This window comes from Actinomycetota bacterium, assembly GCA_030019255.1.
In the GTDB taxonomy this organism is placed as follows: Bacteria; Actinomycetota; Geothermincolia; order Geothermincolales; family RBG-13-55-18; genus Solincola_A.
Map to the genome: position 1 here is coordinate 170630 of JASEFK010000005.1, position 24882 is coordinate 195511.

Consider the following 24882-nt stretch of genomic DNA (forward strand, 5'->3'; position numbering starts at 1 on the left):
AGCGGCAAGAAAGGGAACGGGGCCCTGGGGAAAGGCGGATGGAGGGGGAGGGCGCGGAGGCAAGGGGCGCTCCCTTCAAAGGTCCCGCCACCGGTTATATAATCCATTCCATGAGAAGGATATACATGGATCACGCTGCCACCACGCCGCTCCACCCCGCGGTAACCGAGGCCATGCTGCCCTTCCTTCGGGATCGCTTCGGCAATCCCTCCAGCGTGTACGCGGAGGGGCGGGAGGCCCGCAAGGCGGTGGAGGAAGCGCGGTCCAAGGTGGCCGGGGCCCTGGGAGCGGACCCCTCGGAGATCGTCTTCACCAGTGGGGGGACGGAGGCCGACAACCTGGCCATAATCGGGGTGGCGCGCGCCCTGCGGGAGAAGGGAGATCACGTCGTCACCACCACGGTGGAGCACCATGCCGTGCTCGAGCCCTGCCATTTCCTGGAAAGGGAGGGCTTCCGGGTCACCTATCTCCCCGTGGACGGGATGGGCCTGGTGGACCCCGACGAGGTGCGCCGGGCGATCACGCCGGGGACCGTACTGGTCTCGGTGATGCATGCCAACAACGAGGTGGGTACCATCCAGCCCGTGGAGGAGATAGCCGCCCTTTGCCGGGAGGCCGGCGTGTATTTCCACTGCGACGCCGTGCAGACGGTGGGCGCCCTGGAAGTGAACGTGGACCGACTGGGGGTGGACTTGCTCTCGGTGTCCGCGCACAAGTTATACGGGCCTAAGGGAGTGGGCTGCCTCTACGTGAGGCAGGGGACGGAGATCGAGAGCCTTCTGCTGGGAGGGGGACAGGAGAAGAGGATGCGTTCGGGCACGGAGAACGTGGCCGGTATCGTGGGCTTCGGGGTGGCCATGGAGCTGGCAGCCGCGGAGTGGCGCCGGCGCTCCGAGCACGTAAAGCCCTTGCGCGACCGCCTCATAGAGGGAATCCTGGAGAGCATTCCCCGCGTCCGCCTTAACGGCCACCCGGAGAGGCGCCTCCCCAACAACGCCAATTTCATATTCGATTTCATCGAGGGGGAAGCCATCTGCCTGCGGCTGGATTTCCTGGGCATCGCCGCCTCCACGGGTTCCGCTTGCAGCTCGGAGCGGGGGGAGGCCTCCCACGTCCTGCTGGCCCTGGGGATTCCGCCGGAGCGGGCCCACGGCAGCCTGCGCCTCACCCTGGGAAGGGACAACACGGAGGAGGACGTGGAGTACCTCCTGGAAAACCTTCCCAAGGTGGTCGAGGACCTGCGGGCCATGTCCCCTCTGGCCTGAGGCGGAAAGTCCCACTGGGCGCCGGCTCCACTCGTCCAATCGCTTCGGTCTTATCCAAGGCAGGGCCGCGGAGACGTTCCTTCCAACCTCAGCGTCGGCCCCTCCTGTCCAGCCGCTTCAGGCGGTAGAGGGCTTCCCGGCTTTCCGGGTTCAGGGCCAGGGCGCGGCGGTAATCCTCCCGCGCCGAGGCGAAATCCCCCTCGTCGTAATGGAGGTCTCCCCTGAAGATGTAGGTGACCGCGGAACGCGGCTCCAGGGCTATGGCCCGGTTGAAGTCCTGCCTGGCCTTCTCCCGTTCTCCTTTGCAGTGATAAAGCTTGCCCCGGTTTAAATAGCAGAGGAAGAGGTTGGGATCGAACTCGAGCACCTTGGTGTATTCTTCGATGGCCGCGTCTATCCTCCCCTCGGCCGCGTGGATGGAGGCCATGCTCAACCGGGTGATGGCCAGGCCGGCGTTGAAGAGCTCTATGTCGAAGAGGTCGTAGTCCTCGTCCATCTTGCGTCTCCCGCCTCATTCGTGCTCCGCTGATTCCAGTATAAATACCCCTCCGGGGCAAGAAAAGCGGCCGCGTGGCATCGTAACGCCGGAGTCCCGGCGAGCCCCGGCGGGAGGACCCCGCGGCAGAAAATGGTAGAAAAGAAGGCGGCGCGTCCCGTTGTGCCGGGTTACAGCCTCGTTCCATCCACGTTTCCCGGGTTTTGTCTTCCCTCAGGGGGGACTGATGAGCGTAACCAGGGCATGTTATAATTTCCTCGCTTCGGAGGGACAGAGCACGGTGAAAGGCTTGCTCGGGAAAACGGATCGAAGGGGGTGATGTTCCGGAAAGCGTTCATGGCCCACCGACCTTGCGGCGTCTTACATGCTAGCCCATGGAAGCAGGGAAGGAGGAAAAGGGATGGATGAACGTCAGAGGCTGGAGTACAACCTCATGCGCCGCATGAACATTGGGGACATCCCCAAGCGCACCGCGGCCCGGTGTCCGGACAGGGTAGCCCTGGTGTACCAGGACCGCAAGATCACCTTCCGGGAGCTCAACGAGAACTGCTGCCGTATGGCCCACGTCTTCGAGCAGCTGGGAGCCCGTAAGGGGGACCGCATCACCTTCATGACCCACAACTGCCCGCAGTACATCTATTCCTGGCTGGGAGCCTGCAAGCTGGGGTGCATAATCAATCCTCTCAACTTCATGCTCAAGCCCCACGAAATCGAGTACATCGTCAATGACGCCGAGTCCCGGCTATTCTTCGCGGAGGACATCTTGATGCCCCAGGTCCAGGCGGCGGCGCCAAACCTGAAAACGGTGGAAAAATACGGTGTCATACACATCAATGCTCCCGACACGGAGATACCCGAGGGCTGGGTAAGCCTGGACCGGCTCTTCGAGGAGATGGAGGACACCTCCGAGCCGCTGGTGGAGACGGACGACGAGGACATGTGCTCCCTCATGTACACCAGCGGCACGGAGTCCCTGCCCAAAGGGGTCATGAACACCCACCGGAACTTCTTCCACACCCTCATGAGCGGGCTGATCGACCTGAACATCAAGAAGGACGACGTGGCGCTGCTCTCCATCCCCCTCTACCACGTGGCCGGGAAGTACCTGCTCCTCGAGTTCATCAACGTGGGGGCCAAGCTGGTCCTGGAATATGCGCCCAACCCGGTGGAGATCCTCGAGCTCACCCAGCGGGAGAAGGTCACCTACTGGGTCTATCCCCCCACCCTTTACCAGGTCCTTCCTTCCATGCCCGATTTCGACAAGTACGACCTCTCCTCGCTCAAGAAGTTCATCTCCTTCGGGGCGGTCATGCCCGTACCCCTGCTGCGGCAGTGGAAGGAGATGTTCCCCGACTCGGAGTGGAGGAACTACTACGGGCAGACGGAGTCCACTCCCCTGGGTTCCACCCTCCAGCCCGAGGACTTCGAGGCCAAGATCGACTCCATCGGCACCCCCCATACGGGAGTGGAGATCAAGATTTTCGATGATAATGACAATGAGGTCCCCGTGGGCGAGGTGGGGGAGATAGTCATGCGCAGCCCTTCGGTGATGAAGGGGTACTACAAGATGGAGGAGAAGACCGCCGAGACCTTGCGGGGAGGATGGCTGCATACCGGCGACCTGGGCCGCTTCGACGAGGACGGCTTCCTCTACTTCGTGGACCGCAAGAAGGACATGATCAAGTCCGGTGGGGAGAACGTGTCCTCCAAGGAGGTGGAGGATACCATCATCGCCCATGAGAAGGTCATGCAGGTGGCGGTCATCGGCCTTCCCGACGAGTATTGGATGGAGGCGGTCACCGCGGTGGTGGTCCCCTATCCCGGGGTGGAGGTCACCGAGGAGGAGATCATCTCCTACTGCAAGGATAGGCTGGCTGGATACAAGGTCCCCAAGCGGGTCTTCATCATGGCCATGGAGGATCTCCCGGTGCTCCCCAGCGGCAAGATCCTCAAGCGGGAGCTACGCCGCATGCTCGCGGAGAAGAAGGAATAAGAGCCTTCCTTTCTCCGGTGTACGTGATGGTGGAAGCGGCCGGGACCGCGCGTCCCGGCCTTTCAACGTCAATATCGGGGTTTGAAACCCCTCTCGTTCACGCGCCCGCGGTCCTTCACGCGACGCTTCCGGGAGCGGGAACTTGGCCTTGATGGCTGTGCTATAATAATTAAACGGGAAGGGCGGGTCTAGCTCAGTTGGCAGAGCGCGAGCTTCCCAAGCTCGAGGCCGCGGGTTCGATCCCCGTGACCCGCTCCAGGAAGCAAGCCGGAGGTGAAAGCCTCCGGCTTTACGTACTTCTCCCTTCGGTCGAAAAACTTCCGGTCCTTGGGCGCCTGACGACCAGTATCCTGTCGGGAGATTCGCGAAGCCGGCGGAGGAAGTGCGACCTTCGTGAAGTCTGTCCTTTAACCTTGGGGAGGGAACGGGTGCCTGACAGGGGCCTGGGTTCATGTTTTTTCCCGGGAGGGCATGTAAAATCTGGTTGGGCGGATTATCCCGGACGGAGGATATGGACGGTGCGGGGATGAGGCTGAAGATTCCGGAGATCTTGAGGACCGATCCGCTGGTAGTGGGTATAGTGGCCACCGATAAAGGGTCGCGGACGCTGGCGGAGGAATTTCTGCCCCATATCCTGACCAGGCTTAAGGATGATTTCCCCGAGTTTACGTGGAAGCTGGAGCTCGGCTCGAATCTTGCGGTTGCCGGTGAGCTTCTGAGCCCCGTAAAGATATTCGACCTCGCCTACCTGGAGATGCTGGAGAGGCGATGGGATTTCTGCGTGGTGGTTACCGGCGGCAGGTTGAACCCCCGGGAGAGCTCGTCGGCTTGGTTGAAGGTCTCCGTCAACCACTCCTCGGCCGTCATCTCCCTTCACGGACTCCAGCCGTTTTTGGGTGATCGAGAAGCGGCCAAGGTCCTGTTCATCAACCTCTTCCTGGAGGCATTGGCCAGGCTGAACGGGGTGCGGAGAGCGGATGTCACGGCCCTGCTGGGCGAGGAAAAGGTGATCGGCTACACTGCGGGGGAAAAGGAGGAGATGTCCAGGCATCTCAGGGAACTGGCCGGGGCGGTTCCCTGGGAGAAGCTGGGGGAGATATCCAGGCTGGCCTGGTACCTGAGGGTCATGTTCAGGCATCCCGTATGGGTAGCCCGGGCGGTGATATCCCTTCGTCCATGGGCCATGGTCTACCGTTCCACCCGGCTGCTTTTCGCCTCCCTAGCCGCCACCATCCTTTCCCTGGCCACCATGGAGTTCTGGGACCTGGGGGTGGGTCAGAGCATCTGGAGGACGGCCCTGCTGGCCACCGGCTTGATCCTTCTGGCCACCCTTTTCGTGGTTTGGAAACATCGCCTGCTGGTCCAGGAGGAAGGGGGAAGAGGCAGCGTTCATGCCGCGGTGTTCGACGTTTCCACCATCCTCAGCATCCTCCTGGGCTTCACTCTCCTTTTCGTCGCCCTGTTCGCGGTGAACGTCTTCCTCTCCATGGCCATCTTCCCACGGCCCCTGGTGAGCAGGTGGTTGGCCCTGGACACGGAAAAGGTGCCCTTGTCCGTTTATTTCCGGGTGTCCCTCTTCAGCAGCTGCCTGGCGCTGGCCGTGGGCGCCCTGGGTGCCGGCCTGGAGGACAGCGAGTATTTTCGTTTCATGCTTTACGGCAGCCGGAAAGGTTGACCCTGGGCTTTTTCGCCGGGATCCGGCATTTAAATTCATGACGGGCGAACCGACGCTTTGCCTCCGTTACGGGACTTCAACGGGACTTCAGGCAAGGGCTCCGCTCTCGTGGGGCAAGTCCCCGCACGCCCACCATGTCCCTTGGCTTTATCGTGGTCCTCAGATCATGGAGGCCGGGGCGTAGGTGAAGATGAGGCGCATGCCCACTATGCCCCTCAGCTTTACCGTCGTCAGGGACGGGCCCCGAAGACGCGGTGCAGGATACCCTTCCGCCACAGGAAGCGGAAAAGGGCGTGGTAGAGCTGGGGGGAAATCCTTTTCAGCACGTACTGGGGGCCGGAATGGGACCAGGGGACGAGCATGATGCCGATGTCCTTCTCCAGGGCCTTGAGCCCGGCCGCGGCCACCACGGAGGGATCCACGCCCCGGGTAGCGTAGAACTTCTCGATCTCCGGCTTGGAGCTCCTCCCCTGGGAGTTGTAGAGGTATATCCTCCCGTTGCGGATGATGTTGGTGTTGATGAAGCCGGGGCAGAGGAGGCTAACCTTGATGCCGTGCTCGTAGAGCTCCATGCGCAGGGTCTCCCCCAGGCCCACCACCCCGTACTTGCTGGTCTGGTAGGCGGCCATGCCCGGGATGGAGACCAGGCCGGCGTCGCTGGCGGTGATGAGTATGGAGCCGCTCCGGCGCTCGATCATGTGGGGAACGAAGGCGTGCAGGGTATAGATGCACCCCCACAGGTTGATGCCCAGCACCCATTCCCAGTCCTCGAGGGAAGTCTCCACGAAGCGTCCTCCCAGGCCCACGCCGGCGTTGCTGCACAGGATGTCCACGTGGCCCCACTCGGAGAGAAAATGGTTGGCAAACTTTTCCACCTCCTCCCAGCGGGAGTGGTCCACGCGGTAGCCGCGGGCCTGGACACCCTTGGCCTTGAGCTCCTCCACCACCTGCCCGATGCGCTCGGGCACGATGTCGGTTATGGTAACCCGGCATCCCGCGTCGGCCAGGGCATGGGCCAGCGCCCTCCCGATTCCCGAGCCCCCTCCCGTGACTATGGCGGTCTTTCCCTCGAAGAATCCCATCTCCAACCTCCTGTAGCGCTTAAGGCCGACCATTTCACCGGCTTTCCTTCACCAGACTCCAGCCGGACGTTCCCCTTGTCCGTACCGCAACGTGCAGGGCCGGTGCCTAACCGGCTTCCTCACCTTCTCGCGAGGCGACCTTTCGCTTCACCGCCCTTATTTTACCTTCATGCCCTTCTCCGCCCCATGCTTCTGCCCCCGCGCCGGGGCTTGGTTGACTTTTCGCGCCGTACCGTGAACCTTCCTGCCTTCCCGGGCCCTGACGCCACGGACTTTACAACCTGGCGGCCAGGACGGCAAACCTCTCCTCCGCTTCCAGCCTGACGGGATTGTCCTTGAGGGAGGCCTCCCCGGCCAGCTCCCGCAGGTCCTCCTCCCCCAGGCCGAAAGTTCCCAGCCGGGGCAGGCGCATCTCCTCCGTCCATTCCTCGAGTGTCTCCAGGAGGAGACGGCATCCTTCACCCGTATCCTTGGCTCGCTTTCCCGTGAGCACCCTTCCCGCTTTAGCGTACTTTTCGAGGAAAACCGTTCCCCCGCCGGGATCCCTGGAAAGAGCCTCCAGGTTGGCCCGGGTGACCGCAGCGAGGAGGGTGCCGCAGATGACGCCGTGGGGGATGGGAAACCTCCCCCCGATGGCGGAAGCGAAGCCGTGTACCAGGCCCACACCGGAGGAGGAGATGGTCATCCCCGAGACCAGCGCGGCGTAGGACATGTCCGTGCGCGCCTCGAGGTTGGAGCCGTCGTGGTAAGCGGCGAGGAGGCCCTCCCTTACCTTTTCCATGCCGCTGAGGGCCAGGGCGTCGGTCAGGGGCCCGGAACGGGGGGAGAGGTAGGACTCCAGGAGCTGGGTGAGGGCGTCCATGCCGCAGGCGGCGGTGATCTCTGGGGGGCAGGTCAGGGTGAGCTCGGGATCCACGACTGCCAGGTCGGGAAAGAAAAAGGGATGGCGGAGGGACCTCTTGAAACCCTCCTTACCCACTCGGCTGATAACCGCGTTGTTGGTGGCCTCGCTTCCCGTGCCCGCTGTGGTGGGCACGGCTATGAAGGGCAACCGGATCCCGGGATGCGGTTCCTTTCCCACTCCCTCCAGGTAGTCCTCCACGGGGGCGCCGAGAGGGAGCATGGCCGCCACCGCCTTTCCGGCGTCCAGAACGCTCCCTCCCCCCACGGCAATCACCAGGTCAATGCCCAACCCGCGGTGGGAGAGGACCGCCCCGTCCACCAGCTCCGGGGAGGGCTCGCCCCCAACCTCCAGGCGGTGCATCTCGAGGGACCTTCCCCGGAGTTCCCGGCTCAGCGCCTCCAGGCGGCCGGAACGGAGCAAGGAGGATTTTCCGGTGACCAGGAGTGCGCGCCGGCCCAGGGAGGCCGCCTCCTCTCCCAGCCGACTGAAGGCGCCAGGTCCGAATATGATACGGGGCGACCTGCCGAATTCCCACCCAGTTATCAATCCCGCCACCTCCGACGAAGTCCTTTTTGGCACCCTTGCCTCGTCGCGTAAGCGTATCTATTGCGCGCCAGTATCATGGCGGCATGAGTATTATCTCCCTTCGCCTCCTTAGATTCTAATATGCTTCGAGACGGATTACCCCGCATGAGCGGGGGCGACTCTCCATCCCTCGCCCGGGAGATATATGTTTTCGAATCGGTCTTCACCCTCCCGCCGTGACCGCATGGGCGGGGCATTATGCTATAATCCCTTCGGAATTCTGAAGGTCGATTATGGCTTCCCGCAGCCGTGAGGGAAGGAGGAACCAGAAGATGAGGCCCAAGGTCGCAGCAGCGCTCTCAGCCATAACCCTTGCCGCCGTGCTTGTCCTCTCCACGGCGGGATGTTCGGTGGGCGCCAAGACGGTGGAATACCGGGATCCTTCCGTGCCCATCGTGGTGGAGAAAGGGGAGGAGTTCACCATCGTGCTGGAGTCCAATCCCTCCACCGGTTACGGCTGGAGACTGGGAAGGGAACTGGACGCGAAGATCGTGACCCTGGAAAAGGTGGAATTCAAGGAGCAGGAGACGGAGCGGCTTGGACAGCCCGGGGAGGAGAAGTGGACCTTTAAGGCCGCCGGACTTGGCCGCACGGAGATCGTGTTGACCTACGCGCGGCCCTGGGGGGCACCCCCTAAAGTTGAGACCTTGGAGAAAGAGGCTTCCAAGGGGTCTCCGGGCGCCGAGGAGGAAGGTGCGAAGGAATCGGTGGAAGGCGAAGAAGCCACCGCCCCGGAGTCGAGCGCCCATCCCGGGGAGGAGGAAGAAGTCGAAACGCAGGGCGAAACGGGGGAGGCCACGGCGCACCAGGAGTTGAGCCTTTCCACGTCCGAGGAGGCGGAAGAGAAGGCTGGTGAGCTCGAGGAGGAGAAGCTGGTCTTCTCGGTCTGGGTTAAGGAGAAGGGCGCCGGTGACAAGGAACCCAAGAAGTACAAGGAGCCGGCGGAGACCGTGGAGGTCAAGGAGGGCTACCGATTCTCCATCGTCCTGGAATCCGATCCCACCGCCGGCATGCACTGGGAGCTGGCGGAGCCCCTGGACGAGGAGCTGCTGGCCCTGGTGAGCACCACCTTCGAGGCCAAGGGCGGTGGAGAAAGCGCTGAGGGTGGGGAGAAAGTCGGCGCTCCAGGTGAGGAGACCTGGACCTTCGAGGCCCTCCGGCCCGGGGAAACGGAGATAGCCTTCGTCTTCCGGGAAGGGGAGAAGTCCGGAAAATCCATGGTCTTCAAGGTGGAGATAAAGGAGGCCGGGAGTGAGGAATCGTCCGCCCACTGAACTTCTCCGGTCCTCCGGAACGGTAAAAGTTGACAGAAGGCCCGCGCGTAGCGGGCCTTTTATTATTGTTGAATATCATGGGCGAGGGTCAATCTCTTGGAGGGATGGATAGCATTTCCTGAGGCCGATGCGTTTAAAGGCGTCCCGGAGGTGGAATAAGATTGATGTGGATTTCTTCGGGATTCCGAACGTCGATGCCTGGAAACACCATACCAGCCGGTATATATGGATATAGTCCGGTCTAGGCTTCGCGCGCGGGGGAGGTGAGGTTCTTGTCCGAAAGGCTTACCAGAAGACTCTTGGCGGTGACCGCCTGCCTGTTCCTGGCAATGAGCATGGTGGTGTTGCTGGAACCGGGTGAGAGGTCGCGGGCGGCGAACGGTGTATCTCTGACCTTCACCATCCTGCATACCAACGATGAGCATTCCGAGCTCATTCCCTATGGTCCGGCGATCGACTACCCGACTCATCCCACCACCGGCGGTTTCGACCGCGTGGCCCACGAGATAGCCCGCATCAAGGGGGAGAAGGCCGCCGCGGGGGAGCCGGTACTCACCCTGAGCGCGGGCGACTTCTCGCAGGGGACCCTTTTCGCCTGGCTGGAGACGACGGCCGCGGCGGAGCTCTCCCTCATGCAGATGGTAGGCTACGACGCCGTGGCCCTGGGCAACCACGAGATGGAACTGGGACCGGCTTACCGGGCGGCGGCCCTCAACGCGGCCAAGGCCAACGGCGTCACCCTTCCCATCCTGTGTGCCAACATCGATTTCGATGAGACAGATCCGGACGATGACGCCCTGGAGGCCCTCTTCTCCGAGACGGACAAGCAGGGCACCGAGCTGGCCATCCAGCGCTATACCGTAAAAACGCTTCCCAATGGGTTGAAGGTGGGAATCTTCGGCCTCCTGGGGGTGGAGGCAGAGGCGGTGGCCCCGGCCGCCGCGCCGGTGAAGTTCGGCAACGTGGCGGGAAATCCGGAGGACCCGGTGAGCTTCATCAACCGCGTGCTGGTGGCCCAGGAGATGGTGAACACCCTACGCGCCCAGGGCTGCCAGGTGGTCATCGCCTTGTCCCATTCCGGAACCCGCGAGGAGACCGAGCTCCCCAAGTGGGTAACCGGCATCGACGTCATCGTGGGCGGCCACAGCCACGACCTCAACTACCCGCCCATCACCGTGGGCAACACCATCATCGTTCAAGCGGGGTCTTACACCTCCCACCTGGGGGTGCTGGAGCTGGAGTATGACGGGAGTAAGGTCTCGGTACGCTCCGCACAGGCTATCGAGATGAACGACGACGTGCCCGTCCACCCCGAGGTGGAGGCGGCCATTAGCGCCTACAAGGCGGGCCTCAACAGCGCCTTGGGCTTCGACATAATGGCTCCCTACGCGGAGACGGACCGTGACGGCGACGGTGGATTCTACGTAAACGACGGTCCTCCCTTCGTGGAGACCAACCTGGGAGACCTGATCACCGATTCCTACCTCCGCACGGCCGCCGCATTGAACCCCGCGGAGCCCCCGGTCATGGCCTTCGAGGCCAATGGAGTCATCCGGGCCAACATCCCGCCGGGAGGGGAGGGGCGCTTTTCCTTCTACGACCTCTACCGTACCCTGCCCCTGGGGGGTTCCCCCTACGATCTCACCAAGATGGGCTATCCCCTGGTCAGCTTCTACCTCTACGGCCAGGAGATATGGGGCATCCTCAACTCCACCCTGGACATGGGGGACAACCAGTTCTTCGTCCAGCTCTCCGGGGGGAGCTACAAGTATAGGCCCGCGGGCCTGGCATTCGACCCGGCGGACCCCGCCAGCGGGAAGGTGGACTACCTCCTCGTGGACGGGAATCCTCTCGACCCGGCCGGGCTGTACAAGGTGGCCACCAACTTCTACACCGCCTCCTTCCTGGGCCTTTTCGGGATCAAGCCCCGCAACAGCTCTGGAGACCCGGTGGATATCGCCGAAACCCGGGTGGATAAGGACCCCGGCACCCCCGGCATCCAGGAGGTAAAGTGCTGGGAGGCCCTGGCGGGATACGTGGGGGGCATGCCTGACCTGGACGGCGACGGCCTGAGGAACGTGAGTCTCGATTACCGTTACCGGCAGGCGAGGATCACCACGCCCGACTGGTACCTGGCCGAAGGAGCCACCGCCGGAGGCATGGAGACCTACGTCCTGGTCCAGAACCCCGGCGACGAGGACGTGCACGTGCGCATCAGGTTCCAGACCGACTCGGGCGAGGTGGCCCCCTCCGACCTGCAGGACGTGGTCATTCCCGCGAAGTCCCGGCGCACCTTCCCGGTGAACATGTGGGTGAACGAATACGACGTATCCACGGTGGTGGAGCCCGTATCCCCGCGGGGCGCGGAGGTGGTCTGCGAGCGGGCCATGTACGGCGACGGCTGGAGCTGGGCCCACGACTCCATCGGGGTCACCGGCCCCTTCGAGCCGGCCCCGGAGTGGTACTTCGCCGAGGGTTCCACCGGTGGGGATATGGAGACCTGGCTCCTGGTGCAGAACCCTTACGGCTCCACCATCCATGTGAACATCACTTTCCAGACCGGATCGGGGGAGGTGGCGCCGGATGACCTAAAGAAAGTTCCCATCCCCGCCCGATCCCGGCGCACCTTCTTCGTAAACAGCTGGGTGGACGACTACAACGTGTCCATAAGGGTGGAGGCCCTGGAAGGAAGCGTCATCTGCGAGCGGGCTATGTACGGGGGCGGAAGGAGCTGGGCCACGGAGTCCAAGGGCACCAGCGTCCTCTCCGACGACTGGTACCTGGCCGAGGGTTGTACCGCCGGGGGGATGGAGACCTACATCCTGGTCCAGAACCCTGGCGACGCCCCGGTCCACGTGAACATCGCCTTCCAGACCAGCGGGGGCGAAGTGGCTCCCCCCGAGCTGCAGGGCGTGGAGATACCGGCGCGCACCCGGCGCACCTTCCTCGCCAACCGCTACGTAGAAAGCTACGACGTCTCCACCCTGGTGCATTGTCTCGACGGTGGAGTGGTGGCGGAACGGGCCATGTACGGAAACGGGTGGCGGTGGGGTCACGCTTCCATTGGGACGGCTGGACTCTCCAACGACTGGTACCTGGCCGAGGGTTCCACCGCCAGGGGCATGGAGACCTACATCCTGGTCCAGAACCCCGGCGACGCCCCGGTCCACGTGAACATCGCCTTCCAGACCAGCGGGGGCGAAGTGGCTCCCCCCGAGCTGCAGGGCGTGGAGATACCGGCGCGCACCCGGCGCACCTTCCCGGCGAACATGTGGGTCAACAGTTACGACGTTTCCACCCGGGTTCAGTGCCCAGACGGGGCGGTGGTGGTGGAGCGCTCCATGTACGGCGGCGGCTGGGAATGGGGGCACTGCTCCCTAGGCCATTACACCAGCAGCACCCTTTGATGCGGAAAGCATCGGCCATATAGAACGAATCGAGGGGCGGGCGGATTCCCGGAAGCGCCGGCGGGCGAAAGGGAAGGAAGCCCACCCCTTCACCTTCCCGTGGATACACGTCTTTTACGGGGAAGGTCGCTCGGAATTAGTGTTCCTGCTGGAGAGTTGGGGCCAGGTACGACAGGGCCTGGCGGAGGGTAATACCGTGGAACGCTCACGGTCTCACCGGGCCCGGAAAAGGGAAAGGGCGCCCGCGGGGGGCGCCCTTTGCGGTCAGCGTTTTCGCCTAGGCGGCGGTGCGGCGGGAGAGCATGATCCCGCCGCCCACCAGCAGGAGGGCGAAGATTATGGAAAGAACTATGGCCGTCACCCAGCTGGCCTTGGAGCCCGCCTTGTAGTTGTAGGTGGGCTTGGTCTGGTAGATGAAGCGCACCTGGTTGGTGGCGTCCTCGGCCCTTCCCAGCAGGTGGTCGAACTCCGCGCCCCGCTTGGCGATGGCCTCCAGCTCCGCCTCCGTGGTGTTGAGCATGACCAGGTTCTTGTACAGGCCGTCCACCATCTGCTGGGTGCCGCTCCCCACCTGGGTGAGTCCCTCCTTGAGGGCGTTGGTGCCGTAGAGGAGGGTGTCCGGGGCGTCGGAGCTCCCGATGCCCACGATGGCGTCGGCCAGCCCCGCCGAGAGGAGCTGCAGGCCCTCCAAGAGTCCCGGGTTGTTGGGGTCACCGGTGGACATACCGGCCTTCAGTTGTTGCAGGCCCATCTGCATGGCGGCCATGGCGTAGAGCAGGGTGTCGTCCACGGCGGCGTCCCCGATGCCCGCCTTCATCTGGTTGAGGCCGTCCTCCACCGCCTTCACCGCGTAGAGCAGGGTATCCGTGGTGGTGGCGCTGCCGATCCCCTGCAGGATCTGCATCAGGCCGCCCTGCACGGCCACCGCGGCGTAGAGGAGGGTATCAGTGGTGGTCGTGGTCCCGATCCCGGCCAGGATCCCCTCCAACCCCGCCTGCATGGCGGCCATGGCGTAGAGCAGGGTGTCCGGTGTGGTGTCGCTGCCGATGCCCGCCTGGACCTGCTGCAGCCCCTGCTTGATGCCCGGGTTGAGGGGATCCGCGTTGTCCAGCCCCAGCATTATCTGCTGGATGCCCGGGATGAGCTGGGTGTCCATCATGGTCTTGGAGTACTGCAGGGCGGCGATGACCCCGTCGGGATATGGGTCCGCCAGGCCTTTGTAGATGGCCTGCAGCCCGGTGGCTATATCATTAAGGCCGGAAGCGTAGCCGTTCATCATGGCCTGTTGTGTTAACCAGATGTTCGGATCGACACCGTCGGTTATGGGCTTGGCGACATTGAGGGTGTAGTCGTAAAGGGTGGTTAGCCCTCCCCCGGGGCTGAGGGCGTCCCGAACCCCCTGCACTCCTGGAATCAGTTGATCGTTCAGGTTGGTGGCCATGGTGTTCAGTCCCTCGATGATGGTCCCGGATTGACCCACCCCGCCCAGGCCGGCGCTCATGAGCTGCACCCCGACGAGGACCTGATTGAGGCCGTCGAGAAGGGTATTGGGGATGCCCACGTCCCCGATGCCCGCCAGCATGTCCAGGACCCCGCCCAGGATGCCGTTCAACCCCGCCTCCACCTGGATTGCCGCGTAAAGCAGGGTGTCCGGGGTGGTCGCGGAGCCGATGCCCGCCTTGATCTGCTCCAGCCCGGCCTGCATCTCGGCCATGGCGTAGCGCAGGGTATCTGGGACGGTGGGGTCACCGATTCCCGCGGCCATGTCGCTCAACCCCGCGTTCATTTGGGCCATGGCGTAAAGCAGGGTGTCGGCCACGTCGGGCGCGCCGATGCCCTGGGCCATCTGCTGCAGCCCCGCGGTCACCTGGGCGTCGGCGTAGAGCAGGGTATCGGGAGTGGTCTTGGAGCCGATGCCCGCCGCCGCCTCCTTCACCCCGGGTATCATCTGGGTATCGATGTTGGCCTTGGCGTAGGGCAGTCCCTCCTGGGCGTCGACCATCTTCTTCAGTCCCTCGTCGATGGCCGTGATACCGAAGAGCAGGGTGTCCTCCTTGGTCGGGTCCCCGACGCCCTCGTTGACCTGCTTGACCCCCTCGTAGAGCTGCTCCAGGCCGGCCTTGAAGAGGGCCGTGGGGTCCGCCTGGTTGGTCTCCGGGAAGACGAAGGCCACCGCCAGGGTGAGGGGCGGCATCTGGAAGTTCTTCACGTCGGCCTTGACCCAGATAGTATGGCTCTCCTCCGTGGCTGGCGGGAAGAGGGGGATGCTCCACCCCACGTTGTAGAAATCGGGCATGGGCACCACCAGTCCCGTGGGATCGGCCTCCAGGTTGTAGAAGATGCGGTTGTCGAAGTACCAGTCGTAGGGCTGGATGACCAGGGGGAGGTAGGTCTCCACCTCGGTCTCCTTGAGCTCCCCGGTATCCGGGTCCTTGTACTCCACGCGGGTTCTCTCCTTGCTGGTATTCTTGAAGGTAACCTCCATCTCGAAGCGCCCGCTCTTACCGGTTATCTCGTCCAGGTTGGTCACCGGCACCCCGTCGAACCGGTACTTGAAGCGCACCTCCAGGGGGATGCGGGCCCTGGCCTCCTCGACCATGGCCTCGGAGAACTTGGTGGCGGCGATGTAACTGGCGTTGTCCTCGGACTTCAGGCCCTCCCAGACCAGGTAGTCGCCCTCCACCTTGGGCTTGGTGAATCCCTTCACCCCCTGCCAACCGGTGTCCTCGTCGAAGGCCTTCTTCTCCCGCACGTCGAAGGTGCCGTCACCGTTCAAGGACAGGATCTTGAAGACCTGTACCTCCTCGATCTCCCCGGACCAGTCCAGGGTACAGAAAACGAATTCCGAGTCCACCACGTCCTTTTTCTCCGTGGTCTCGGTGGTGGCCCCGGCGGGTATGGCCGTGGTCAGGGCGACCACCATGCCCAGTGAAAGCAGGAGCACCAGGATTTTCTTCACACGCCTCATTCCCGCTACCTCCTACTCGCCCACGGACCCGGACGTCTCCACCGCCTCCTTGCGGCGCGGCGAGAGGAGCACGGCGTCCAGCACCGCGGCCAGGAGCATCCCGAAGAGGATGGAGAGGATGGTCCCGAAGAGGGTGGTCAAGGCCCTGGGTATGGCCTCCACGGGTTTTTCCATCAACAGGTAGTCGAACCTGGAAACCGCTCCCAGGAACACTCCCCAGCCCACCAGGTACATGGGGAGCATCTCCCGCATCTTGGGGATGGACAACAGGCCGGCGATGAGGATGAAAATGGCCCCGGCGATGGCCACCGAGAGCCCGTAATATAGCGGGAAGACCAGCATGTAGAGGACGAAGCTCAGAAGCCCCGCCAGTACTCCCAGAACGGACCCCAGGGTCATCCAGGGTAAGGAGCTCATGAGGGCTGGCCCGTAGGCCATGCACACCCCGAAGGAAATTAAGGCCGCCCAGTAGGCCTTGGCTCCCAGCCAGTCGAAGAGCCAGATCCAGAAGAAGGCCACCACGGCCAGGACCACGGCCAGAATGGCGTTGCGCCTGATGTTTTCCATACCTACCCCCCCTCAGATACGCGCCAAACCGCCGACTTACCCTTAAAAAGGATTCCAGAAAGAATATGGTTACCAGCTGCGGTGGGAAGGAAGATCCTTGGGCCGCAGGTGGGGCATCACCTCCTTCATCCGAACCGCTCCCCGCTTTACACCATTATTAATCGAACTTTACATGTTAAGCAACACAAAAGGGCCGGAAATGTATCCTTTCCGTTACTTTGCCGGCTCTTCAAACAAAATTTTCCACCCCAGGGCCTCGTTCACCTTCATTCGGTTCGTCCTGGCTATCGTTCAACACGACTTTAATCGTCATCTTGCTGGGTTGCCTTGATATACGCTCCGTTCCCTTCGCGTGACTGCATTTCCCCCGACCCTGAGCCTTACCAGGTCTTGACAGCCCGGTTTCCCATGTGACCCTGGTCCCGAAACTCCGATCTCCTTGAAGGCCCCCCGGTTCAGGGATTCTTCCCCTTCATCATCCGCCGCAGGGCCAGGAGGTTGGCCAGAGGCTCGGCGGGGAGCTCCCTGGCCCCGCCCAGGAGCTGCGAGTGGAGGGTCACGGCGGCGCAGAACTCGAGGGTCTCCAGGCGGTGGTAGGCCTGTTCCACGTCGCTTCCCCAGCACAGCGCCCCGTGGTTCTCGAGCAGCACGGCGTCGTAGTCCTCCAGGTAGGGGACCACCGCCTCGGCCAGCTCCGGGCTTCCCGGGGGACGGAAGGGCACCAAGGGAACCTCGCCCAGGAAGATCACCGCCTCCGGGATGAGATGGAGATCCAGGGGCTTGCCGGCCACCGCGAAGGCCGTGGCCAAGGGAGGATGGGCGTGCACCACCCCCCCAATCTCCTCTCTTTCCCGGTACAGGCGGAGGTGCATGGGGGTCTCGGTGGTGGGATGCCCTTCGCCGCGGAGGACCTTCCCCTCCAGGTCCACGGCCAGGATCTGCTCCGGCCGCATGAAGCCCTTGCTCACCAGGGTGGGGGTGATGAGGACCGTCTCTCCGTCCAGGCGGGCGGATATATTCCCGGAATTGGCGGAGGCCATCCCCCTTTGCCAGACCCTGCGCCCTATCTCGCATATGAGCTCCCGCAGGTATGTTTCATCTCCCATATTCAATTCCTCCCTATCCGTTTACCCCTCGCGTGCTGGGTTCATCGGGGAGCCTAGTCTCCGCGCTCGCCTCCACTGCCGTTTACCCTCGCGTGCCGGATTCATCGTCTCCCCGGGTGTGCGCCCGGCCTGACTTGTTCCTTTCCCCGGATCGGAGGTGACGGTTTCCCCCTTTCGGGCACTCTGAAGGTCTCCCTCGACCACCGGCATTCCCGGCTACGCTCTCGAGGAACCTTTTTATCCCTCCATACTTTTAGGCATAATTTCGCGAAAAGCTCTATCCCCAGGGTCTCGGAAGATCTTCTTCCCAGGCGTTGCCGCCTACGTTCCCGATGGGAAGCTCTTTCCTCCCTCCGTCTCCTTCAGCGTACTTCCGCGACCAGGGCCGTACCAGGGCTTCAGAATATCTTCTTCTCCCACCAGCGTTCCCTCCCCCCATCCCGGTTCCGATAGGTGCGCACGTTTATCTTCTGCCTGGGGGCGGGAGTGGCGGGGGGTTCTTCCTCCAGTGGAGGGTCCTCCATTTCCCTGACCCTTTCCTCGTGGTGCAGGACCAGCGCGGCCACCACCTTGATGGGGGAGTCCTTCAGGCGCTCCAGCATCTCCTCCCATCCCTGCCGGGGGTTGCCCATGGCCTGGTAGACTTCCAGGAGGTGGTCGGCGAAGACGAAGGCCAGGGGCTTCAATTCCGTCTCGTAGAGCTCCCGGTCCTCTGGAGTGAACTCCTCGAAGGGCACGTCCATGAGGTTCAGGAGGTGCTGGGGAGCTTCCAGTCCCTTCTCCTCGAACTTGCGCTCCAGCTTTCTGGTGAAAAAGCTTCGAATGATTTTTCGCGGGGTTGCGGTCCTGGGGGAATGTTCCGAGACTCCTTCCACCTCTCTCACCTCGGTGCCTGTTCTTGCCTCCTACAGCGAAGCTCGCTCTTAATTATATCGGAAGGATGCACGTCACCTTGAACTAATCTATAATACGCTTGCACTGGGCTCGATCATGGGAGGGGCGGTTTGAAGGACATCCTGCCGGATCACATCGGCATCATCATGGACGGCAACGGGCGCTGGGCCAAGATGCGGGGCCTTCCCCGCATTGAGGGGCATCGGCAGGGCGAGGAATCCATTATGGAAGCGGTGAGGTTCTGCGCCGCTCGGGGCATAAAGGCACTTTCCCTGTTTGCCTTCTCCACCGAGAACTGGGAGCGCCCCCCGGAGGAGGTGCACTTCCTGGTGAACATGAGCCGGGAGGTCCTGCGCAAGAGGCTGGAGGAGTTCATGGAGCTGGGGGTGCGCCTGAGGCACCTGGGAAGGAGGGATCGCATACCGGATAAGATACTGGCCTGGTTCGACCTGGCGGCGGCGGCGACCGCCGAAAACCGTGGCTTGAACCTGAACATCAACTTCAATTACGGAGGCAGGAGGGAGATCCTGGACGCTTCCCTGCGGGCCGCGGAGGCGGTAAAGAGGGGGGATCTAGCTGCTGAGGGAATTGACGAGGAGGCCCTGAGGGAGTTCTTCTACGCCCCCGACCTTCCGGACATGGACCTGCTCATACGCACGGCGGGAGAGATGCGGATAAGCAACTTCATGCTCTGGCACCTGTCCAAGGCCGAGATAGTTGTGACTCCGGTACTGTGGCCGGACTTCGGAAGGAAGGACTTGGAAAACGCCCTGGAGGAATACCGGCGCCGGAAACTTACGGAAGAAGGCGACTTCGATTCCTCGGCCCGGGCTGGGCACTGAACCGTTGAACGCCTGGTCGGAAAAGTTTTCCCTTCGCGAGGAAATTTTCAATTCCTTGGGCCAAGTACCCCGAAATGCGGGTCTGTACGGATATTGCCAATATATTCCATACAATTTCCATGATGCGAATTTCGTTGAATAGTGGTACTTTTCGAGCATGCACCGCAGCGGTCCCACGGTTGATCCATGGTTTCACAGGGTTCAAGAAACCACCGGCAGCTGGCGAGAAATAGGTTTATCGAAGGGAAGGAAAATCCATCCCGGAGAAGAAAATTGGGAAGAGATTAATTCGTGGAAAGGAGTGAGGAGATGGCTACCAAACCAGCAAAGAAAGCCGCGGCCAAGAAGACGGCGGCCAAGAAGACCGCGGCCAAGAAGACCGCGGCCAAGAAGACCGCGGCCAAGAAGACCGCGGCCAAGAAGACCGCGGCGAAGAAGTAGCCGCAATCTTTTTTCTCGCGGGGCAGCTCCCCGGCCTGTCTTTTACCGGCAATCGCTGAGGGGACCGGGAAGGTAGCGGGGAGCTCGTCTTTTTGACCGCTTTAGCCCACAGTGTCTATACTCATAGACATGGGGAGCAAGACGGTTCTGGTGATCGAGGACGACCGCTCCATCGCCAGGCTTATCGAGATAGTGCTCAGCGGCAAAGGCTTCAACACCCACGTCTGTCTCGATGCCTCCAGCGCGCTGGAGATCTCCACCCGCGTCCGTCCCGACCTGGTAATCCTTGACATCCACATGCCGCGGCGGAGCGGCTTCAACGTCTTGAAACGCCTGCGGCAGGAGGATGCAACCCACGACACGCCGATAGTGGTCTTCTCCGTTCTCACTCGCAGGAAGAGCATCGAACAGTTGGCCAGGATGGGGGCCAGCGACTTCGTCTGCAAGAGCGAAGGCGTGGACGCCCTGGTGGACAAGGTCATGGCCATCCTGTCCTGAAGATGGTCGGAAGAAGGTGAGGGAAATGGAGGTTCTCGAGGCCATAAGAAAGAGAAGAAGTATACGCAGGTTCGAGGACCGGCCGGTACCCGAGGAGCACGTCAGGGAGATACTGGAAGCGGCCAGGTTGGCCCCCTCGGCGAGTAACCTCCAGACCTGGAAGTTCAAGGTGGTTACCGATCCCGGGGTCCGCAAGTTACTGCGCGAGGCGGCCTTCGATCAGAAGTTCGTGGAGCGGGCCCCGGTGGTCATCGTAGCCTGCGCCGATCTCTCCGCTTTCGGCGAACGTTCCAAGAGGACGCTGGAGCTTCTGCGTTCGGGAGCGGTGAGGCCGAGCCTGGAGATGCTTCTGCGCTTCCTGCGCCGGGACAAGGATGCGGATGTGGAGGAGAGGAACCTCATCAGCGCCTGCATCAACGTGAGCATTGCCGTCCAGAACATGGTGCTGGCGGCGACCTCCCTCGGGCTGGGCACGTGCTGGGTGCGGGCCTTCGTTCCCGAGAGGGTGGCGGAGATACTTTCCCTTCCCCCCGAATGCCCGCCCCTCATCCTCCTGCCCCTGGGCTACCCGCGCGAGGACCCCGAGCCGCGCAGCCGCAAGTCCCTGGAGGAAATTCTCCTCTGAGCCGTGGGACGGAGGGGTTGTATCCCACACGTGTATGGCGCTGAGTTCCCTTGCGGAGGTTCTCCCCTGAGCTTTGGGTAGAGCGGGCGCCTTAATCCTCTGGCGTTGGGATGCCGACGTTTCCTTCCCGGCTGGCGAACCAGTCGGCCAGGCGGCAAAGGGTGCAAGGATCCTGGGTGGCGGGCTCGCCGCAGCGGGAACAGGGACCTGTGGGGGTGATGGAATCCGGATCCCGCGCGGGGAGGATCTCCCCAAGGGAAAGGGCGAGCTGCAGCTTGCTGGAAGGAATTACCTTCTCCATGTGCTCGAAGACCCCCTTGAGGGCATGGCCGTGGGGGCTCCAGGTGGGGCATTTCTCCTCGAAGACTGGAAGCCCGCGCAGCCGGCAGTAGACCAGGTTCAGCCTTTCCGGCATGTAGTACAGGGGCTTTATCTTGCGCATCAGCCCATTCTCCGGCGGGAGCACCGGCGGGGGAAGCAGGTATTTACGGGACAGGAGGTTCTTGAAGGCGAAGAGGAGGATATCCTCCAGGGTATGGGCGGTGGCCACCGCGTGTGCCCCCAGCCTGGCCGCCTCGCGGTTGAAGAGGGCTCGCTTGATGGCCCCGCACACGGCACAGGGATGCCATCCCTTGACGCGCTGCACCCGCAGCCCCATGTCCCCGATGCGGACCACCCGGAGTTCTACCTGCGCCAGGGCGCACTGCTCCTCCACCACTTTCAGGTTCCGCTCAGAAAAGTCTCCCATGTTGAGGTGGAAGTGGAGCGCCGCCAGGTCGAACCCCATGACCACCCCCAGGCGCTTGAGGGCGTAGAGCATGGCCACCGAGTCCTTCCCGCCCGAGAGGGCTACCGCCACTTTCTCTCCTTCCCGCACCATGTCGTGCTTCTCCAGGGCACGCCTGATACGCCTCTCGAAGAAGCGCAGGTAGCACGGCGAACAGAGCTTGAGGTTGAACTCGGTGAGGCGCAACACGCGGGTCCGCGCACCGCATATGCGGCAGCGTCCCTCAACCTCCGGTACGGGAAGCTTTTCCCTGTACTCCATGGGAACAATTTAACAGAAGCGGGACGGTTGTTGAACTACGGGTAGAACAGCTCAGCGGCGACCGTCTTTCTCGTTACCTCCGCTTGAGCATGGACGGAACCGGGCGCTTTCCTTGACTCGTAGCGGTTGCGATCCGCCCCGCCCCGAGTTTCTTCGGAAGCGTTCGGCAGGAATAAGCGCGAGCGGTGAAACCCCATTCCCGCCCACGCGCTGGAGCGGGCGTGCAGGTAAGCGTCCGGCAGGAATAAGCGATGGGTGGTAAAAGGGAAAAGATCGAGCTACGCTTCCTTCGTGTATCGTTTCAAGTCCTTCCGCTTGCGGTTGGTTCGGAGACGGGGTTGGCGTCCCGTCCCCCCGCCCCGGGGACCAGGGGAAGGCGGGTGACCAGGGTCAGCCACCCACCCGAGGCCCTTATCACGCTGAAGACTCCTCCGTGGGCGGCGATAATGCGGCGGGCAATGGCCAAGTCCAGGTCGTCCTCGCTGGCATCCCACTGGGCCATGGGATGGAGCCCGGAGTCCTCTCCCAGAAAGGTTGCCTGCCGGTTCCGGACGTTGACCGTGTACACCAGCTCCTCCCCCTCTGCCTTCAGGGAAACGCGCACCTCCGAGCCGCTCCCGAAGCGGCGGGAGATGAAGTCGAACATGCCGTTTATCACCCGGCCCATCCTCTTCACGTCCACCATCGCCGCGGGAAGGTCGGGCGGAAAGCCGCGCATGACCTCCCGCGGGTCGCACACCGGCTCCAGGATGGGCAACCCGGCCTCGACCAGCTTTTCCAGGGGGTAGGGCTCGCGCTGCAGGACCGCCTTCCCCGATTCCAGGCGCGAAACGTCCAGGAGGTCCTCCACCAGCCGGCCGAGATTCTCCGCCTCCCGGCGGATTATGGACACGTATTCCCTTTCCGTCTCCCTATCCAGCGGCTTGGAGACCAGCATCTCGCTGAAGCCCTGCAAGGAGGTGAGGGGGGTGCGCATCTCGAAGCTCACCGCGGAGACGAAGCCCGAGGCCGCCCGGTTCATTTCCGCGAGCTTGCGCAGTTCCTCCATGGAACGGTACCTCTCCCGGTACTGCCGCCGGGCCTCCGCGCTCAGGCGGTCGAAGAGGAAGGAGACGAAGAACAGGAAGAAGACCTGGGAGCAGATGAGCTGGGTCTCCCCGGTCGACGGGCGGTTGAAAGCCATAGTGGCTGCCAGGTGGGCGACCGCGGAGAAAGTCATCAGGGCGGCGGACAGGCCCGGCGTGGAGAGCAACCCGCACCCGAAGGCGGTTATCAGGAGAAGGAGGGGAAAGAGGGGGCTTCGCGCTCCCCCGCTAAGGGAGATGGACCCCGCCACCAGGGCCAGGTCCACCACCAGGAGGAGGAAGATCAGGGGCACCAGGAAGCGGGAGAGGGCGCTTTCCCGGTAGGGCAGGATGAGGGTAACCGTGTTGACCAGCAGCACTCCCAGCAGGGGGAGAAGCGCCGAGAAGGGATTCATCTCCACCCCGTGGGGCAGGAAGAGAAGCGCGGCGACCACCGGGACGGTCACCCAGATGAAGTTGCCCAGGGTCCGGGAAATGTTACCCCTGAACATCCAACCTCACTCCCCGGTTTCCGTGATCCTCCACGCCGGGGAAGCGATACCGCGTTCCCGCTCTCGCCACCATACCCTCGAGGTGGAGGAGGTTGCACTTCCGGAGATACGAAACCTCCCGCCTCACCGGCTTTCACCCCCTCGGACGGGGAGGTACACGGTGAAGGCGCTTCCCTTTCCGGGCTCGCTCCGGGCGGTTATCTTCCCTCCGTGCAGCTCCACCAGGTGTTTGACGATGGCCAGACCCAGGCCGGTGCCGCTGATGCTCGTAGCCTCGTCCCTCTCCACCCGGCTAAACCTCTCGAATATGCGGGGAAGCTCCTCGGGGGGAATCCCAATTCCCTCGTCCCGCACGGATATGGTCACGTACTTTCCTTCCAGCCCCGTTTCCACCTCCACCTTACCGCCCCCGGGCGAGTACTTGATGGCGTTGCTGAGCAGGTTCTGCACCACCTGGCGGAGGCGCTCCGGATCGGCGTAGACAGTGGGAATGTCCCGTGAGCCCAGGTACTCCAGGTGGTGGATATCCGTCTGGGATCGGAAGAAATCCATCTCCCCGGTGATCAAGTCGGGGACATTCACCGGTTCCCGGTTGAGCTCCAGGCCTGCCTCGATACGGGAAAGGCTGAGCAGGTTGGTTACCAGGCGGGAGAGACGTTCCGACTCCGAGAGGATGATACGGTAGTATTCACGCTTCTTCTCCGGGGGTGTACCCGGGGAGGCCGCCATTTCGCCGAAACCCTGTATAGAGGTGAGGGGCGTACGTATCTCGTGGGCCACCATGGACACGTACTCCGATTTGGCCTTCTCCAGGCGACGGATGAAATCTCCCAGGTTGGCGACCTCCCGGCGCGACTCCTCCAAGCGCCGCAGCCCCAGGGCTATCCGGTTGGAGAGGAAACAGGCCAGGTAGAGGTAGAGAAGGTTGAGGAAGAGGGGCTGCAGGCCCTGCGCCGCAAAGGGTCGGGAGGTGAGGGAGGCGGCCAGGTACATGGCGGCCAGGATGGAGGTGCTGGCCACCGCGGTTGCCGTTTCGAAGAAGGTCCCGGCTATCACCGGTCCGGGCAGCAGGGCGTAATAGAGGGGGCTTAACAGCCCGTCACTGAAGAAGACGGCGGCGGACACCATGGCGTAGTAGATGGTCAGCCCCAGGAAGAAGGGCGGTACGCGGGGGAGGATCTTCCCCTGCCTGCTCGGGTAAAGGAGGATGAGGTGATGGGCGAGCACCAAGACCGAGAGGGCGGCGAGGATCACGTAAAGCATGGAATGGTCCATCTTCTGGGCGTGAGGCAGGTGGATGATGAGCGCCGCCGCCAGGATGCCCGCCACCGCGAAGGCGGTAAGCTGTCCGGCCAGTTTTCTGCGGAAGTCCATGTCCATGGCTCGCCCCGAAGGTCCATGCCGGGAGGACCCTTCCCAGCCATCCCTGTCAGATAAGCAATTCCCCGCCGGGAGCCGGCACATGGATACGGTTTCCCGGGAGAGATTTATCACGCTTCCATCTCATTCTATCCCCCGTCCACCGTTTCCTGTCCCCGGCCGCCTTTTTCTGTCCGGGAGATCGCGGAAACACCATCTTTCGCGTGCGCTGCGTCCATCCGCCGGCCGATTCCCTCTCCATCCGGGACGCCACGTC

The 24882-nt window shown here is 62.9% G+C and carries 19 protein-coding genes and 1 tRNA gene; 10 read left to right on the plus strand and 10 right to left on the minus strand.

The genetic code is table 11. From position 1 onward, the window contains the following. The first annotated feature begins 110 nt into the window (after positions 1-110). A complete protein-coding gene (gene nifS / locus QME84_06195; GenBank protein ID MDI6873857.1) occupies positions 111-1265 on the plus strand; it encodes a cysteine desulfurase NifS in 1155 nt (384 codons plus the stop codon). An 88-nt stretch (positions 1266-1353) separates the two neighbouring features. On the opposite strand, the gene QME84_06200 is transcribed toward nifS, so the two are convergent. Further along, positions 1354-1761 (minus strand): tetratricopeptide repeat protein, encoded by a 408-nt coding sequence (locus QME84_06200; protein MDI6873858.1) that lies wholly within the window; start codon positions 1759-1761, stop codon positions 1354-1356. Between the two features lie 400 nt (positions 1762-2161). On the opposite strand from QME84_06200, the gene QME84_06205 reads away from it, so the two are divergent. The 3 genes from QME84_06205 (at position 2162) to QME84_06215 (ending at position 5429) form a co-directional block, all read left to right on the plus strand. Continuing rightward, positions 2162-3754, plus strand: coding sequence for a long-chain-fatty-acid--CoA ligase (locus tag QME84_06205; GenBank protein ID MDI6873859.1), 1593 nt, complete (start codon positions 2162-2164; stop codon positions 3752-3754). 182 nt (positions 3755-3936) lie between these two features. After that, positions 3937-4012: transfer RNA gene (locus QME84_06210), tRNA-Gly, on the plus strand. Between the two features lie 268 nt (positions 4013-4280). Then, on the plus strand, positions 4281-5429 hold the full coding sequence (locus QME84_06215) for a hypothetical protein (GenBank protein MDI6873860.1): 1149 nt from the start codon (positions 4281-4283) through the stop codon (positions 5427-5429). 230 nt (positions 5430-5659) lie between these two features. On the opposite strand, the gene QME84_06220 is transcribed toward QME84_06215, so the two are convergent. Both QME84_06220 and QME84_06225 read right to left on the minus strand, forming a co-directional pair. Beyond that, positions 5660-6544 (minus strand): SDR family NAD(P)-dependent oxidoreductase, encoded by an 885-nt coding sequence (locus QME84_06220; GenBank protein MDI6873861.1) that lies wholly within the window; start codon positions 6542-6544, stop codon positions 5660-5662. 241 nt (positions 6545-6785) lie between these two features. Then, entirely contained in the window at positions 6786-7970 is a 1185-nt protein-coding gene (locus tag QME84_06225) for an iron-containing alcohol dehydrogenase (protein ID MDI6873862.1), read from the minus strand. Positions 7971-8272: 302 nt separating this feature from the next. On the opposite strand from QME84_06225, the gene QME84_06230 reads away from it, so the two are divergent. After that, positions 8273-9274, plus strand: coding sequence for a protease inhibitor I42 family protein (locus QME84_06230; GenBank protein MDI6873863.1), 1002 nt, complete (start codon positions 8273-8275; stop codon positions 9272-9274). A 272-nt stretch (positions 9275-9546) separates the two neighbouring features. After that, complete coding sequence (locus QME84_06235) at positions 9547-12681, plus strand: DUF5719 family protein (GenBank protein ID MDI6873864.1); 3135 nt, start codon at positions 9547-9549, stop codon at positions 12679-12681. Between the two features lie 277 nt (positions 12682-12958). Here the strand turns inward: QME84_06235 and QME84_06240 are convergent, their stop codons facing one another. From QME84_06240 to QME84_06255, 4 genes are all read right to left on the minus strand, one after another. Further along, complete coding sequence (locus QME84_06240; GenBank protein ID MDI6873865.1) at positions 12959-15649, minus strand: hypothetical protein; 2691 nt, start codon at positions 15647-15649, stop codon at positions 12959-12961. 12 nt (positions 15650-15661) lie between these two features. Then, positions 15662-16216, minus strand: a complete 555-nt coding sequence (locus QME84_06245; protein ID MDI6873866.1) for a hypothetical protein — start codon at positions 16214-16216, stop codon at positions 15662-15664. A gap of 455 nt (positions 16217-16671) precedes the next feature. After that, on the minus strand, positions 16672-17322 hold the full coding sequence (locus tag QME84_06250) for a class II aldolase/adducin family protein (GenBank protein MDI6873867.1): 651 nt from the start codon (positions 17320-17322) through the stop codon (positions 16672-16674). A 398-nt stretch (positions 17323-17720) separates the two neighbouring features. Continuing rightward, positions 17721-18197, minus strand: a complete 477-nt coding sequence (locus QME84_06255) for a hypothetical protein (GenBank protein MDI6873868.1) — start codon at positions 18195-18197, stop codon at positions 17721-17723. Positions 18198-18326: 129 nt separating this feature from the next. Between QME84_06255 and uppS the strand changes: the two genes are divergently transcribed. The 4 genes from uppS (at position 18327) to QME84_06275 (ending at position 20622) form a co-directional block, all read left to right on the plus strand. After that, entirely contained in the window at positions 18327-19058 is a 732-nt protein-coding gene (gene uppS / locus QME84_06260; protein ID MDI6873869.1) for a polyprenyl diphosphate synthase, read from the plus strand. A gap of 291 nt (positions 19059-19349) precedes the next feature. After that, complete coding sequence (locus QME84_06265; protein ID MDI6873870.1) at positions 19350-19499, plus strand: hypothetical protein; 150 nt, start codon at positions 19350-19352, stop codon at positions 19497-19499. A 150-nt stretch (positions 19500-19649) separates the two neighbouring features. Continuing rightward, positions 19650-19997 carry a response regulator gene (locus QME84_06270; protein ID MDI6873871.1) on the plus strand — a complete coding sequence of 116 codons (348 nt, stop codon included), beginning with the start codon at positions 19650-19652 and terminating at the stop codon, positions 19995-19997. A 25-nt stretch (positions 19998-20022) separates the two neighbouring features. Next, complete coding sequence (locus tag QME84_06275; GenBank protein MDI6873872.1) at positions 20023-20622, plus strand: nitroreductase family protein; 600 nt, start codon at positions 20023-20025, stop codon at positions 20620-20622. Positions 20623-20713: 91 nt separating this feature from the next. Here QME84_06275 and QME84_06280 read toward each other — a convergent pair whose 3' ends face one another. The 3 genes from QME84_06280 to QME84_06290 form a co-directional block, all read right to left on the minus strand. Next, positions 20714-21670: an ATP-binding protein gene (locus QME84_06280; GenBank protein MDI6873873.1), complete on the minus strand. Its 957-nt coding sequence runs from the start codon at positions 21668-21670 to the stop codon at positions 20714-20716. Between the two features lie 301 nt (positions 21671-21971). Next, positions 21972-23246, minus strand: a complete 1275-nt coding sequence (locus tag QME84_06285; protein MDI6873874.1) for a histidine kinase dimerization/phospho-acceptor domain-containing protein — start codon at positions 23244-23246, stop codon at positions 21972-21974. Between the two features lie 123 nt (positions 23247-23369). Further along, a complete protein-coding gene (locus QME84_06290; GenBank protein MDI6873875.1) occupies positions 23370-24626 on the minus strand; it encodes an ATP-binding protein in 1257 nt (418 codons plus the stop codon). Positions 24627-24882: the final 256 nt, after the last annotated feature.